General features: G+C 66.9%; 16 protein-coding genes. 9 read left to right on the top strand and 7 right to left on the bottom strand.

The window, feature by feature from the left end; translation table 11 throughout:
• Positions 1 to 19 precede the first annotated feature (19 nt).
• Both Q0Z44_RS07860 and bcsS read left to right on the top strand, forming a co-directional pair.
• The gene (locus Q0Z44_RS07860; RefSeq protein ID WP_298011612.1) at positions 20 to 2158 is read left to right on the top strand and encodes a cellulose biosynthesis cyclic di-GMP-binding regulatory protein BcsB; all 2139 of its coding nucleotides are present in this window, start codon (positions 20 to 22) and stop codon (positions 2156 to 2158) included.
• On the top strand, positions 2155 to 2880 hold the full coding sequence (gene bcsS / locus Q0Z44_RS07855; protein ID WP_109038545.1) for a cellulose biosynthesis protein BcsS: 726 nt from the start codon (positions 2155 to 2157) through the stop codon (positions 2878 to 2880). The genes Q0Z44_RS07860 and bcsS overlap by 4 nt, the downstream gene beginning before the upstream one ends.
• Before the next feature lie 3 nt (positions 2881 to 2883).
• Here bcsS and bcsZ read toward each other — a convergent pair whose 3' ends face one another.
• On the bottom strand, positions 2884 to 4071 hold the full coding sequence (gene bcsZ / locus Q0Z44_RS07850) for a cellulose synthase complex periplasmic endoglucanase BcsZ (protein ID WP_298011609.1): 1188 nt from the start codon (positions 4069 to 4071) through the stop codon (positions 2884 to 2886).
• A gap of 49 nt (positions 4072 to 4120) precedes the next feature.
• On the opposite strand from bcsZ, the gene arsC reads away from it, so the two are divergent.
• Genes arsC through arsA form a run of 3 tightly spaced genes read left to right on the top strand, consistent with a single transcriptional unit; the run spans position 4121 to position 7045 of the window.
• On the top strand, positions 4121 to 4546 hold the full coding sequence (gene arsC, locus Q0Z44_RS07845; protein WP_109038543.1) for an arsenate reductase (glutaredoxin): 426 nt from the start codon (positions 4121 to 4123) through the stop codon (positions 4544 to 4546).
• On the top strand, positions 4539 to 5270 hold the full coding sequence (gene arsH, locus Q0Z44_RS07840; RefSeq protein ID WP_298011607.1) for an arsenical resistance protein ArsH: 732 nt from the start codon (positions 4539 to 4541) through the stop codon (positions 5268 to 5270). Before arsC ends, arsH begins: the two co-directional genes overlap by 8 nt.
• A 17-nt stretch (positions 5271 to 5287) precedes the next feature.
• The gene (gene arsA, locus Q0Z44_RS07835; RefSeq protein WP_298011606.1) at positions 5288 to 7045 is read left to right on the top strand and encodes an arsenical pump-driving ATPase; all 1758 of its coding nucleotides are present in this window, start codon (positions 5288 to 5290) and stop codon (positions 7043 to 7045) included.
• Positions 7046 to 7049: 4 nt separating this feature from the next.
• Here arsA and Q0Z44_RS07830 read toward each other — a convergent pair whose 3' ends face one another.
• The 5 genes from Q0Z44_RS07830 to Q0Z44_RS07810 are packed head-to-tail and all read right to left on the bottom strand — an operon-like array spanning position 7050 to position 8776.
• Positions 7050 to 7679, bottom strand: a complete 630-nt coding sequence (locus tag Q0Z44_RS07830; protein ID WP_298011605.1) for a LysE family translocator — start codon at positions 7677 to 7679, stop codon at positions 7050 to 7052.
• A gap of 10 nt (positions 7680 to 7689) precedes the next feature.
• A complete protein-coding gene (locus Q0Z44_RS07825) occupies positions 7690 to 7959 on the bottom strand; it encodes a hypothetical protein (RefSeq protein WP_298011603.1) in 270 nt (89 codons plus the stop codon).
• A 25-nt stretch (positions 7960 to 7984) separates the two neighbouring features.
• On the bottom strand, positions 7985 to 8131 hold the full coding sequence (locus Q0Z44_RS07820; RefSeq protein ID WP_298011601.1) for a hypothetical protein: 147 nt from the start codon (positions 8129 to 8131) through the stop codon (positions 7985 to 7987).
• Between the two features lie 40 nt (positions 8132 to 8171).
• On the bottom strand, positions 8172 to 8324 hold the full coding sequence (locus Q0Z44_RS07815) for a hypothetical protein (protein ID WP_170119687.1): 153 nt from the start codon (positions 8322 to 8324) through the stop codon (positions 8172 to 8174).
• Positions 8325 to 8353: 29 nt separating this feature from the next.
• Complete coding sequence (locus tag Q0Z44_RS07810) at positions 8354 to 8776, bottom strand: DUF1810 domain-containing protein (RefSeq protein ID WP_109038778.1); 423 nt, start codon at positions 8774 to 8776, stop codon at positions 8354 to 8356.
• A 57-nt stretch (positions 8777 to 8833) separates the two neighbouring features.
• Between Q0Z44_RS07810 and Q0Z44_RS07805 the strand changes: the two genes are divergently transcribed.
• Both Q0Z44_RS07805 and Q0Z44_RS07800 read left to right on the top strand, forming a co-directional pair.
• Complete coding sequence (locus Q0Z44_RS07805) at positions 8834 to 9262, top strand: VOC family protein (protein WP_298011599.1); 429 nt, start codon at positions 8834 to 8836, stop codon at positions 9260 to 9262.
• A gap of 115 nt (positions 9263 to 9377) precedes the next feature.
• Positions 9378 to 9521, top strand: a complete 144-nt coding sequence (locus tag Q0Z44_RS07800) for a hypothetical protein (RefSeq protein WP_298011598.1) — start codon at positions 9378 to 9380, stop codon at positions 9519 to 9521.
• A gap of 14 nt (positions 9522 to 9535) precedes the next feature.
• Here Q0Z44_RS07800 and Q0Z44_RS07795 read toward each other — a convergent pair whose 3' ends face one another.
• On the bottom strand, positions 9536 to 9922 hold the full coding sequence (locus tag Q0Z44_RS07795) for a VOC family protein (protein WP_298011597.1): 387 nt from the start codon (positions 9920 to 9922) through the stop codon (positions 9536 to 9538).
• Positions 9923 to 10128: 206 nt separating this feature from the next.
• Here Q0Z44_RS07795 and Q0Z44_RS07790 point away from each other — a divergent pair, with 206 nt between their 5' ends.
• Positions 10129 to 10893: an SDR family oxidoreductase gene (locus Q0Z44_RS07790; protein ID WP_298011596.1), complete on the top strand. Its 765-nt coding sequence runs from the start codon at positions 10129 to 10131 to the stop codon at positions 10891 to 10893.
• Positions 10894 to 11377: 484 nt separating this feature from the next.
• The gene (locus tag Q0Z44_RS07785; RefSeq protein WP_298011595.1) at positions 11378 to 11674 is read left to right on the top strand and encodes a hypothetical protein; all 297 of its coding nucleotides are present in this window, start codon (positions 11378 to 11380) and stop codon (positions 11672 to 11674) included.
• The last annotated feature ends 451 nt before the right edge of the window (positions 11675 to 12125 follow it).

Raw genomic sequence — 12125 nt, 5'->3', positions numbered from 1 at the left:
CTTGCCCACGGAGCGGCAGATGTCCTTGTCAGCCATCATGGGATCGACTGCGCCGCTGCGATTGCGGGGGGTGGAGGGCGAGGCCGGCGTGTCTCTGCCGCTGCCGCCGAACTGGACCGTTCAGCAGCTGCGCCTGCGGCTGCGCGCCACGGCCTCGTCCGCGCTCACGACGGGCTCTCTCGCCGTGTCGGTCAACGGCCACGTCGTCGGGCAAGTGCCACTGGATGGCCGATCCCCGCGGGTTGAGGCCGATCTGGACGTGCCTCCCGATGTGCTTCGTCACGGGTACAACGATGTGCGCCTTCAGGCCGTTCAGCACCACACGGACCGCTGCGAGTATCCGCTGGCACCGGAACTCTGGACGGACGTGGACCTGACCGGTTCCAGCTTCTCGGTGAAGCACACCCTCACCGCGCCCCCCACCCGGCTGGACAGACTGGAAGACCTGTTCTCCCGCCTGACCTGGGCGCCTCGCGTCGTACTGCCTGTGCTGACCCCTCGCCCTGCAAGCGCCGAGATGCTCACGGCGCTCAACCTCGTGGCGCAAGGCGTGGGCCAGCGCCTCGACTACGTCCCGGTTCAGCTGCGCACCGGACGCCTGCCGCCGGGCCTTGCCTCACTGGCCACCAGTCTGCCCGCCGACGCACCGGGCATCATCGTGGCCGGGCGCTTTGCCGATCTGGCCAGCGTCCTGCCCCCGAACGTGCCCCGCAACCGGGGCCCCATCGTGTCGCTGCAGCACGTGCCCGGCGATGACACCCGCTTCATGGTGGTCTTTGCAGCAGAAACGGAACAGGACCTGCGGCTGGCGGCCGCCGCGTTTGCCATGCCGGCCATGCCCTGGCCCGACACGCCCTGGGCTGCGGTGGCCTCGATCCGGATGCCGCCCCTCGGCTCCGTCACCGGGGTGGCGGCCTCGCTGAAGCCCTCGACCCAGGCTTATCCCTTGAGCGCGCTGGGCTACCGCACCGCCACGTTGAAGGGCCTGCAGAGCGGTGGCACCACGCTTCGCTTGTGGCACGACGCCTGGCAGGGTCGCATCCAGACGCGCGTCCATGCCAGCTACACCGCGGGCATGGCGCCCCAATCGGCCTTGAACATCGTGGCCAATGGGGTGGTGCATGGCTCCATCCCCTTGAGCGAACCCGCAGGCGGCAGCTATGACAACTACGCGGTCAGCCTGCCCGCAGGGGCCTTGCGCCCGGGCTGGAACACGCTGAGTTTCGAGCCGGCTCTCGTCCCGCAAACCCGCGGGGGAGAGTGCCAGCCGTTCTTTCCCGGCAATCTGGCGGTCACGGTTTACGACGACAGCACCATCCAGACCTTTGGCGGCAGCCCCATGCGTCGGCCAGATCTGGCGCTGCTTGCACAAAGCGGGCGCCCCACGCCCGGCGCACCGGTTGGCGTCGGCATGGCGGTCCAACTCGCTGCCGGAGACGACGCCACGGTGGGGGCCGCCATGACGCTGATGGCCAAGCTCACGCAGGTGTTCAAGGGGCCGCTGCTGCGCACGCAGATGGCCATCGGGCCCGTCGAGGGCGTCCGGCACGGCATCTGGGTCGGGGCGCTGGGACAGCTCCCCGCCGCTGTCCGCGATGCGGCCGGCATCGGCTCGGAGGGCGAACTGGTCGATGCGGTCCCCTTGATCCAGTCGTCGTCGGTGGCCGTGCTCGAAGGCGGCGACACCCTCCAGGCGCTCAGGCGCCACATCGAGGACTTCGACGCCGCCCCTTCGGTGCTGTCGGCCGGTGTGACGTTGCGGCCCGGCCCCAGCAACCGTGCGCTTGCGGCCACGGCCCTGGTGCGCGACGCCCCCATGACGGTGTTCACGGCGCCCACGCCCGCCACGCTCGAAGCTGCCATTGGCACCCTGGTCGCACACGGGCCATGGAGCCAGCTGAAAGGCGACCGCGCCACGTGGCGCCCCGGTGAAGAGACGGTGCAGACGCATTCCGCGGAAGATGCGCCGTTCACGGCGTACTCGCTGCGCGGGGGGCTGGGCCTCTGGATCTCGCAGTACCCGTGGACCTCGCTTTTCCTCCTCATCGTCCTGCTGGCCCTGCTCGTCTGGTTCACCCGCAAGGCGCTGGACATCTACCGCCGGCGGCACCTGCCGCCCCAGCCGGCGCAGCGTCGGGACGATGGAGCCCGCTCATGAACAAGCTGGTGCTTGCACTGATCGCCCCCGCCATTGCTGCGGGCAGCCCTGAAGCCCGGGCCCAGTCTGCCGCGACAGCAGAGGCACCGTGGCTGGCCTTCGGGGGCGCACAGTTCTCGGGCAGCAGCGCTTACACCTACGCTGGCGCGGTGCGCTTCGATGCCGGGCAGCTGCTCGGCAGCGGGCCCTTCTCGCGGGCTGTGGTCAGCATGCTGCGCTATCGCTATGACACCGAGCAGAACGGGCAGCGCGTTCGAGTGCACGCGCATGCACCCGGCATCGAGTTCGCGCGCGGCCATGCATGGTCGACCGGATCAAGCCAGATCGAACTGGCGCTGGCCGTGGGCGCGCGGCACAGCCGGCTCGACCCCCAAGGGCTCGACGACAGCGTGGAAGGCACCCGGGCTTCGGTGTCGCCGCAGGCGGCGCTGATTCAACAGCTTGCGGATGGCTGGACGCTCGAAGCCAGAGCGGCGTACAGCCTGGGGCCCCGCGACCACCATGTCCGACTGAGAGGCCACCGACCGGTCGGTGGCGCCTGGGTGGCCGGGGCAGAAGCGGCCTACCAGGCAGGACGGCGCTATGCCGATGCCGCTGCTGGTGTGGTGATCGGGCGCAACTGGGATCACGGGGTCCAGACCACGTTCAGCGCAGGCCAGCAGCGAGACCGGGACGGCCGCACGGGGACTTACCTCACCTTTGGCATGTCGTGGGTGCCCTGATGCTCACGACCGCCAAACGGTCCACAAGCTGCCATCGGCTCGGAAGCCATAGCGGCGTGCCATGAAGCCCGTACCGAACAAGGCCAGCACCTGGTCGTAGTAGGTGGGCGGCTGCTCCGGCTGCGCCAGCAATCGGGCAGATGGTGCCACCGCATCAGGCAGCGCACCCGCCGGCCCCTGTCTGGCCGTCCGCGCGGCGTTCACAATGGCCGCCATCGCCTGCGCCTGAGCTGCGTCGCCCAGCGCATGAAAGCAGGGCAGCAGCGCTGCCGCAAAGCCGGAGGGCGCGGTCCCGCTGCCTGTGCCATCGCGTACGTTCACGTGCTGAGGCGGCACGCCACCTCGTGCCCGGATCACGCCCGCCATCCCTCGCAGCGAGGCCAGCAACGGCGCCCGCAGTGGGTCGCCTGCATGCGTCAGCCCCGCCCAAAGGTAGCAGCGAATGGCGTCATAGCTGCCGACATCGGGGGCGGTGCTGTCCGGCAGCCAGCGCCCGGCGCGCAAGCGCACCCAATCCGGGGCCAGACCCCGTGGTGCCGCGCCCTGCACGCAGCGCACCGTATCGAATGCCAGATCGCGCCACGGTCCATCAGGCTGCTCGGCCGCAAAGCGCCGCAGTTGCGGAAGCACGAGGTAGCTGGGGTTGAGCCGCACGGTGTCCTCATCCAGCCGGAAGCCCAGCGGCCCGGGCAGGAGGACCGTCAGGCCGCCCGCCCGGACGACCTCTGCCTCGCCGCTCAGCGCGAGCACACGGCGCCCCAGGCGGCGCCACCCTGGCTCGCGCCACAGCCGGCCGGCTTCCAGCAGCGCGTAGGCCAACCAGAGGTCTGCATCGCTTGCCGCGTTCGCATCCACCAGCCCCCATTGCCCATCGTCGTGGCGGCCCCACCGCCAGCCCGGCAGGCGGGCGCCCAGGTCGCCCCCCGCCAGGTGGTCCCGCGTCCAGTCGAGCAAGGTCTCGAACCGGGTCCGATCCCCCGCCACCAGCGCAAAAAACAGGCTGTAGGCCTGTCCTTCCGATGTTGTGTATCGTGTGGCGTGCTGGTCATCGATCACCCGGCCGTCGCGCTGGATGAACGCTGCGGCGTAGGCCTCCCATTGCGGCCAGGACGCAGAAAGACCCGTGCGCGACGCAGCAGCAGCCCCCGGCAAAGCCAGGCCCAGTTGCAGGAGCGCGCGGCGCGTGAACATGAGAGCCATTGGACCAGTGATTCAGGCAGCAAAGAAAGACGATCGAGCCATGAGCGACACCACGATTTACCACAACCCGCAGTGCGGCACGTCCCGCAACACCCTGGCGCTGATCCGCAACGCGGGCATCGAGCCCCGGGTCATTCACTACCTCGACACCCCGCCGACACGGGCTGAACTCGTCCAGCTCATCGCCGACTGCGGCGTGGCCGTGCGCGACGTCCTGCGCAACAAGGGCGAGGTCTACGATGCCCTCGGCCTGGCCGACCCGAAGTGGTCCGACGACGAGCTGATCGATTTCATGGTGGCGCACCCCATTCTCATCAACCGCCCGATCGTCGTCACGCCGAAGGGCACTGCGCTGTGCCGGCCCTCCGAGAAGGTGCTCGACATCCTTCACCAACCGCAACAGGGCCCGTTCAGCAAGGAGGACGGGGAAGTGGTGATCGACGCGCAAGGTCAACGCCGTGTCTGACGCCACGCCTGATCTCAGCGACCTGCCGCAGATCGCAGCAGAGCACTTCCGCGTGCCGGATCCGGCCATGCTGCGGGCCAGCACGCCGTCGGCCCATCCGCCGCGCATCCTGATGTTGTATGGCTCACTGCGTGAGCGAGCCTTCAGCCGCCTGCTGACCGAGGAAGCGGCGCGACTGCTGCGCGCCATGGGCGCCGAAGTCCGCATCTTCAATCCGAGCGGACTGCCGTTGCCGGACGACGCTCCGGACACCCATCCCAAGGTGCAGGAACTCCGTGAGCTGACCCTCTGGTGCGAAGGCATGGTGTGGTGCTCGCCCGAGCGCCACGGGGCCATGACGGGCACCATGAAGGCGCAGATCGACTGGATCCCGCTGAACGCGGGTGCGGTGCGGCCCACACAGGGCAAGACACTCGCCGTGATGCAGGTGTGCGGCGGGTCGCAGTCCTTCAATGCCGTCAACCAGATGCGGGTGCTCGGTCGCTGGATGCGGATGCTCACCATCCCCAACCAGTCGTCGGTGGCCAAGGCCTTCATGGAGTTCGACGAGCACAACCGCATGAAGCCCTCTAGCTACCTCGACCGCGTGGTCGACGTCATGGAAGAGCTGGTCAAGTTCACCTTGTTGACGCGCGACATGGCACCGTACCTGGTCGACCGCTACAGTGAACGCAAGGAATCCGCCGAGGAACTGATGCGCCGCGTCAACCAGCGCGCGCTGTAATCTGCAGGGAGCCGCACGTGACACTGTTCGACCAACCCACCCGATTCGTCTTCTTCACCGGCAAGGGCGGCGTGGGTAAGACCTCGCTGTCCACCGCCACCGCCATCCAGCTGGCTGACCGTGGCCTGCGCGTCCTGCTGGTCAGCACCGACGCGGCCTCCAACCTCGACGAGATGCTGGGCGTGCCCTTGCGCAACACGCCGACGCCGGTGCCCGCCGTGCCCGGCCTGTCCGTGCTGAACATCGACCCGGATGAGGCGGCCGAAGCCTACCGCCGGCGCGTGATCGCGCAGATGGGCGACGACACCACCGACGAGGCCCGCACCACGGTGCGCGAGCAGCTTTCCGGCGCCTGCACCACCGAGATCGCCGCCTTCGACGAGTTTTCGAGCCTGCTGGCCGGCGACGCCGCCCACTTCGATCACGTCGTGTTCGACACGGCCCCCACGGGCCACACCTTGCGGCTGCTCAGCCTGCCCAAGGCCTGGAGCGGCTTCCTGAAGGACAACGACCGGGGCGCCTCGTGCCTGGGCCCGCACTCGGGCCTGAAGATGCAGGAAGCCCGCTTCAATGCCGCACTGGCCGCGCTGACCGACCCGGCGCAGACCATGGTGGTGCTGGTCACGCGCCCGGAGAAGGGCGCCCTGCAGGAGGCCGGCCGGACTTCTGTCGAACTGAACGCGCTGGGATTGCAGCGCCAGATGCTGGCGATCAATGGCGTGTTCCGGGCCAGCATCGCCGACGACCCCATCGCCCAAGCGATGGAAGCGTGGGGCCACGCCGCGCTGGCCGACATGCCGGCGGCCCTGCAAGCGCTGCCGCGGGCCTCGGTGCCGCTGCGCGCCTTCGACACCGTGGGGGTGCCTGCCCTGCGCGCCCTGCTGGACGACGCCGCCGCGCAGGCTCTGCAACCCACGGCCGTGCCAGCAGACACCTCGCTGCCCGCCGCGCCCCTGCAGCGCCTGGTGGACGATCTGGCCACCGCCGGCAAGGGCCTCATCATGGTCATGGGCAAGGGTGGGGTGGGCAAGACGACGCTGGCGGCCGCACTGGCCGTCGGCCTGGTGCAGCGAGGCCATGCCGTGCACCTGAGCACCACCGACCCGGCCGCCCACCTCGCCAGCACGCTCGATGGCCAGTTGCCGGGGCTGGACGTCAGCCGGATCGACCCCAAGGCCGAAACGCAGCGCTACATCGACAAGATCATGGCCAGCCGCGGGGCCGGCCTGAGCGACGACGAGCGGGCGTTGATGCTGGAGGACCTGAAATCGCCGTGCACCGAAGAGGTGGCGGTGTTCCATGCCTTTTCGCGCACGGTCGCGTCGGCTCGCAGCGCATTCGTTGTGCTGGACACCGCACCGACAGGCCATTCGCTGCTGCTGATGGATGCCACGGGGGCCTATCACCGGCAGATGACCCGCGAATTCGAGGGCAGCGGGGGGGCCGCACATCTGATCACGCCGCTGATGCGGCTTCAGGATCCTCAATACACGCACATCGTCCTTGTGACGCTGCCCGAGACGACGCCGGTTTCGCAGGCCGCGGCGCTGCAGGCCGACCTGCGGCGGGCGAAAATCGAACCCTATGCCTGGGTCGTGAACCGCTCGATCCTGGCCGCGGGCACGCGCGACCCGCTCCTGACCGCCCGCCTGGCAGGCGAGCGCAAGCAGATGGCCCGCATCGCCGATGGTCTGGCGCGTGAGGTGTTTGTCGTGCCCTGGACGGCCAAGCCGCCCGTGGGCGTCGAAGGGCTGCAGCAGTTGCTGCGCGCCTGAATGCTCAGCGCGCAACCACCAGCCGCAGGCCGAGCGCCATGAAGACGCCGCCTGCCACACGGTCCAGCCACGGGCCAACTTGCGGGCGTCTGGCCAGCCACTGGCCCACGCGCCCGGCAAAGTATCCCAGCGCGCCGAACAGCACGGCCGCCTGTACGGTGAACACAAGCCCCAGCGCCCCGATCTGACCGGCCGCTGAACCGTGGTCCTTCGCCACGAACTGCGGCAGGAAAGACAGGAAGAACAACCCGACCTTGGGGTTGATCGCGTTGGCCAGCATGCCCTTGAGGAACAGTCGCCCCAAGGGCGTGTCCTCCATCGCGGAGGCACCCGGTACAGGGGTCGGGCCACGGCTGCGCAAGGCCTGCCAGCCCAACCACATCAGGTACAGCCCGCCGCCCGTCTTCAAAGCCGTGAAGGCCACCGGGGAAGCGGCAATCAGCGCACTGACGCCCAGCACGGCCAGGGCGGTGTGACTCAGGCAGCCCACTGCACAGCCCAGACCGAACACCATACCCTGGCGGCGGCCCTTTGACATGCCCAGCCCCAGCACCATCAGGTTGTCCGGACCAGGCGTGGCCGTGACCAGCACGGCAGCGAACAGAAAGGCGGTGAACTGATCGGGGGTGAGCATGATGGGAAGGTTACAGCCCCAGGGCGCCACGCACGACCACGGTGGCCGCGGCAGCGAGCAACCACACCCCGACGCGCTTGAGCAGCGCGGTGTCCAGCGTGCGCCCCGACGCCTCGGCGGAACGGCCAAAGCCAACCACAAAAGCATGGGCCGGCAAGGCGATGACCAGGAGGGTAGACACGATCAGTTCGACGCCGCCTGCAGCGGTCGGGCCACCGAACCGGGCCCACAGAAAAGGCCATGCCAGTGCAGCAATCACGCCGGCCAGCGCGGCGGTCAAGAGAGTGGGGCGAATGGGAAGGTCCTTACTTGTTCTTCAACTTGCCCTTGGGCAGCACGGACGTGGTCGGCGCAATGGGCCGGGTGGAGGTGGCGGTGGATTCCTTCGGAGGACTGGTGTCTTTCTTCGGTTTCTTGGCCATCTTGTTGCTGCGCTGTTCGCCTTTGGGCATGTTGTGGTCCTCTTGAAGGTGTGGCCTCGCGTCCGGGGGCTCAACCAGGCAGGGGCTCACCCTGGGGGGCAGGCATGTCGGGCGATGGCGCTGCCGGTTCGGCATGCGCCTTGCGCTGGGCCTTCTCGGCCTTCTTCAGCTTCTTCTGCTGTTCGCGCTGCCGCTTTTCGAACTGGTAATTGGGCTTGGCCATGGCGGGTGCTTTCTGAATGGTCTGTCCGTTCACCTTAACACCAAAGCGTTCCCATCGCGCTCGCCCGCAAACCACTGCCCCAAGGCTTCATGGAAGCACGAGCCGGCCGGGCTGACCGCGGCGAAGAGCGTGACGCAGGAGTGAAACTTCCTTGCGTCGATGTCCCCAAAGATCGCCACGGGCGAGGTGGCCTTGTGCGTGAGCGCGGCCTCGACACACTCGATGAGCCGAGGGCCCAACTGCGGGTGATTCAAATACGCCTCGGCCTCGGGCAGCCCGGAAATGCCATATCGCCAGGCCATCTCGCTGTGTCCCAGGCCCCGCAGTTGCGGCAGGATGTACCACATCCAGTGCGAGCGCTTGCGGCCGGCGCGCAGTTCTGCCAGAGCAGAAGCGTAGCTGTGCTCTTGCGCGTCGAGGAACCGCTGGAGATCATACGGGTCGGTTGCCATGAGCGCCTCCGCTTTTCGGCCGCCGCTCCCATACTCATGCGCACTCAGGAGCACACCATGGAAACGCAGGAACTGCATCGCGGCCGGCTGATTGATCACATTCAACTCGTTGTACAGGATCTGCCGGCCAGCAGGGTGTTCTACGAGGCGGTGCTGGGGGCACTGGGCATCCCGCTCGGAGGCGAGGCCGACGACTACTTCTGGGCGGACGAACTGTTTGTTTCAACGGCCGAGAGCGCCGCGGCGCAAGGCGCACTCACCGGACGGCATCACCTGGCGTTCCAGGCCCGTGACCGTGCCATGGTGCAGGCGTTCCACGCGGCGGCGCTGGCGCATGGCGGCCGCGACAACGGCGCCCCCGGGGAGCGCCCCTACCACCCCGGCTATTACGCCGCCTTCGTGCTGGACCCGGACGGCAACAACATCGAAGCGGTCTACCACGGTGAGGCAAACAGAAGCGCCGCGTCGGTCCGCATCACGTTCTGACGCCGGGAAATGCCGCGGGCTGGCCGCGCAGGAGATGAGCTGATGCTGCACCCCGAGCATGAGGTGGGCTCGATCACCGATCACCCAGGATGCAGGCCCGCCTCGCCCCCAAGAATTGCTGACCGACCTTCAAGCCCTGGCAGATCTGCTGGCGGTAGGCGACATGGATGCGGCCGATGCGTTGGAACGTCTCGCCCATGGCAAGGCGCTGACAACCGCGCGGGACGTCCTCTCAAGCCTCAATGCATCGCAGGCCTGAAGGTCAGGGCGGGCTCACTCCGCCTCGTGGCACACGGCCTCGACGTTGTGCCCATCCGGATCCAGCACGAACGCGCCGTAGTAGCTCGGGTGGTAATGCGGCCGCAGGCCAGGCGGCCCGTTGTCCACCCCACCCGCTGCCATTGCCGCCCGATGGAACGCATCGACTTGCGCGCGCGACATGACGCGGAAGGCGATGTGCACCGGCGGCTTGTTGGGTGTGCCGCTGCTGAGCCAGAAGTCCGGCTTCGGCGGTTCGCCAAATCCCGCCACATCGGCATGGCCGGTGACAGAGGCCGGGATCTCCATCATCAGCGCGTAGCCGATGGGCTGAAGCGCCTTTTCGTAGAACGCCTTGCTGCGCGCCATGTCGCTCACGACGACACCGGTGTGGTCAATCATTTTCTCTCCCGGGTTTCACAGATAGGGGCGTTGAGAAGACCGCTCTTCCACGATCTGATCCTCACTGTGCCACGCACGCTCTGCCATTTCTCTTGAATCGAGTTTGCCAGAGACGGGCACAAACCGCCCTGCTCACAGCAAGAAACGGAGTGCCACGCAACGCCGAAACCCGAAGACTCGCCCCTTCATCCACCAAGGAGAGAAACATGACGCAGTTGAATGGGAAGGTCGCCATCGTGACCGGGGCCAGTTCGGGCATCGGCCGCGCCGCGGCCCGGCTGATGGCACAACAGGGCGCGCGGGTTGTCGTGACGGCGCGGCGCGAGGCGGAACTGGCCGCACTCGTCTCTGCGATCAGGGAGCAGGGCGGGGACGCCGTCGCCCTGGCTGGCGACATTCGCGACGAGCGCCATGCCGAGGCCCTGGTGGCCCTTGCCGTCCGGACGTTCGGCGGACTGGACATCGCCTTCAACAACGCCGGCACGCTCGGCGCGATGGGCCCCACGCCGTCGGTCACGTTGCACGACTGGACAGAGACGCTGGCAGCGAACCTGACCAGCGCATTCCTGGGGGCCAAGCACCAGATTCCAGCCATGCTGAAGAGGCAGGGCGGCAGCCTGATCTTCACGTCCACCTTCGTGGGATACACCGCCGCCTTCCCAGGCATGGCGGCCTACGCGGCCAGCAAGTCCGGGCTCATCGGCCTCACACAGGCGCTCGCGACCGAGTTCGGCCCCAGCGGCATCCGCGTCAACGCGATCCTGCCGGGTGGCACCGACACGCCGATGGGCCGCGAGGTGGCCAACACGCCGGAAGCGGAGGCCCACGTGAAGGCGCTTCATGCTCTGAAGCGCATGGCGACCCCGGAAGAAATCGCCCAGTCCGTGCTTTACCTCGCGTCCGATGCCTCGACCTTCACGACCGGCGCCGCCCTGCTGGTGGACGGCGGTGTGTCGATCAGCCGAGCCTGACTGTGCGGGCCGGGCGCGTCAAGCAGCCGGCTTCGGTAACCGTTAGAGCGAACATAGTTTGTTGCCGTCTAGGTCTCTGACGTAGGCCAAAGCGCCCATATTGCTGCGCCCCACCAAAAAGGCGCAGCCCCGTGCCAGCGACTACTCGTACGCCCTGTTGTAAGCTAAATAGTATATGGTTTTCCCCCTTGAAGCGGGTGGGTGGAGCACATATCCTCCCTGTTTTAAAGTGGGTGGCGGTAAATTGGGAAATCCGGTCTTCATGGCGGCCAGTAGCGAAGGGACGGCTATCTCTCTGGCTTTACACAGGAAGCTGTCACCCTCGTTAGACGTTACCTTGTGGTCCTGGGACATTGGCAGCCTGAACCGATTTTCGGTAGGCAGTGCCAAGAAGCTTATTACATTGGCTGAAGTAGCAGTCTTTGTATCGTCTCCGGCGGACGCTGCATGCATGCGAGCACCTAGTGCGCGCGCACGTCAAAGGATGGACGAAACACTGTTTCTGGCAGGCCTCATGGTAGGGGCGCTTGGGCCTGATAAGGTCTTTTGGATAATGCCGGACGAGGAGGGGGCGCCCTCTGCTGTTGCACATCGTCTGGGGATAAACAAGTTTTATTTTGACGGTCACCGCCGTGACATCAATGCTGCACTTTCGGACGTTACTTTTTCACTGCAGGAAGCGGTAAAAGAGTTAGCGCCTCAATTTGCTCAACGGGCAAACAAGGGGGCGCACGACTTGCTCGACGCTTGGCTGGGCAGACCTGAAACCACGGGGAAATGACAAGATCCGTTGCACATTAACGGTGAAACACATCCATGTGCGCCGAGGGCAGCAGTGTCTTCCTTGGTCTGCAAAGAGCGAAGAGCTGCACCACTGCGGTCGCAACCTCGCGAAGCCCTTGACCTCGAATTCAGTACACATATGGCTCATCAGAGGCGGGTCCGTAACCAAGGCGACCTCCGTTTGCTGACCGCATGTCGAAGCGGATCATCGGTGACCGAATCCCAAACTCGCCTGTTGGGCTATACGCGCAGCTCGGATAGGGGTCAGCGAGCAGCAGAGATGCGCACCATATGTGACAAAATGTTTGCACTGCCCGTGAGCGGTCTCGACTGAGCCGATGCGGTTGCTTGCTGAACAATGAAACAAGAAGTCACGGCTCTCGTCATTCTCTGCCTCGCCACGGCTGCAGGCGCCCAGACCGCCGCAGGCCTGACCGAAGCGGTCCAGA

This window comes from uncultured Aquabacterium sp. (assembly GCF_947366995.1).
GTDB lineage: Bacteria > Pseudomonadota > Gammaproteobacteria > Burkholderiales > Burkholderiaceae_C > Aquabacterium.
Note: the sequence above shows the minus strand (reverse complement) of the source record. Positions and strands in the feature narration are given on the sequence as shown.

What these genes read in the sequence shown, in the direction of transcription:
- Q0Z44_RS07805 (WP_298011599.1), top strand. Translation starts at nt 8,834, where the DNA reads ATGGAAACGCAGGAACTGCATCGCGGCCGGCTGATTGATCACATTCAA.
- bcsS (WP_109038545.1), top strand. Translation starts at nt 2,155, where the DNA reads ATGAACAAGCTGGTGCTTGCACTGATCGCCCCCGCCATTGCTGCGGGC.
- bcsZ (WP_298011609.1), bottom strand. Translation starts at nt 4,071, where the DNA reads ATGTTCACGCGCCGCGCGCTCCTGCAACTGGGCCTGGCTTTGCCGGGG.
- Q0Z44_RS07820 (WP_298011601.1), bottom strand. Translation starts at nt 8,131, where the DNA reads ATGCCCAAAGGCGAACAGCGCAGCAACAAGATGGCCAAGAAACCGAAG.
- Q0Z44_RS07830 (WP_298011605.1), bottom strand. Translation starts at nt 7,679, where the DNA reads ATGCTCACCCCCGATCAGTTCACCGCCTTTCTGTTCGCTGCCGTGCTG.
- Q0Z44_RS07785 (WP_298011595.1), top strand. Translation starts at nt 11,378, where the DNA reads ATGGACGAAACACTGTTTCTGGCAGGCCTCATGGTAGGGGCGCTTGGG.
- arsC (WP_109038543.1), top strand. Translation starts at nt 4,121, where the DNA reads ATGAGCGACACCACGATTTACCACAACCCGCAGTGCGGCACGTCCCGC.
- Q0Z44_RS07815 (WP_170119687.1), bottom strand. Translation starts at nt 8,324, where the DNA reads ATGGCCAAGCCCAATTACCAGTTCGAAAAGCGGCAGCGCGAACAGCAG.
- Q0Z44_RS07810 (WP_109038778.1), bottom strand. Translation starts at nt 8,776, where the DNA reads ATGGCAACCGACCCGTATGATCTCCAGCGGTTCCTCGACGCGCAAGAG.
- Q0Z44_RS07860 (WP_298011612.1), top strand. Translation starts at nt 20, where the DNA reads ATGTCCTTGTCAGCCATCATGGGATCGACTGCGCCGCTGCGATTGCGG.
- Q0Z44_RS07790 (WP_298011596.1), top strand. Translation starts at nt 10,129, where the DNA reads ATGACGCAGTTGAATGGGAAGGTCGCCATCGTGACCGGGGCCAGTTCG.
- Q0Z44_RS07795 (WP_298011597.1), bottom strand. Translation starts at nt 9,922, where the DNA reads ATGATTGACCACACCGGTGTCGTCGTGAGCGACATGGCGCGCAGCAAG.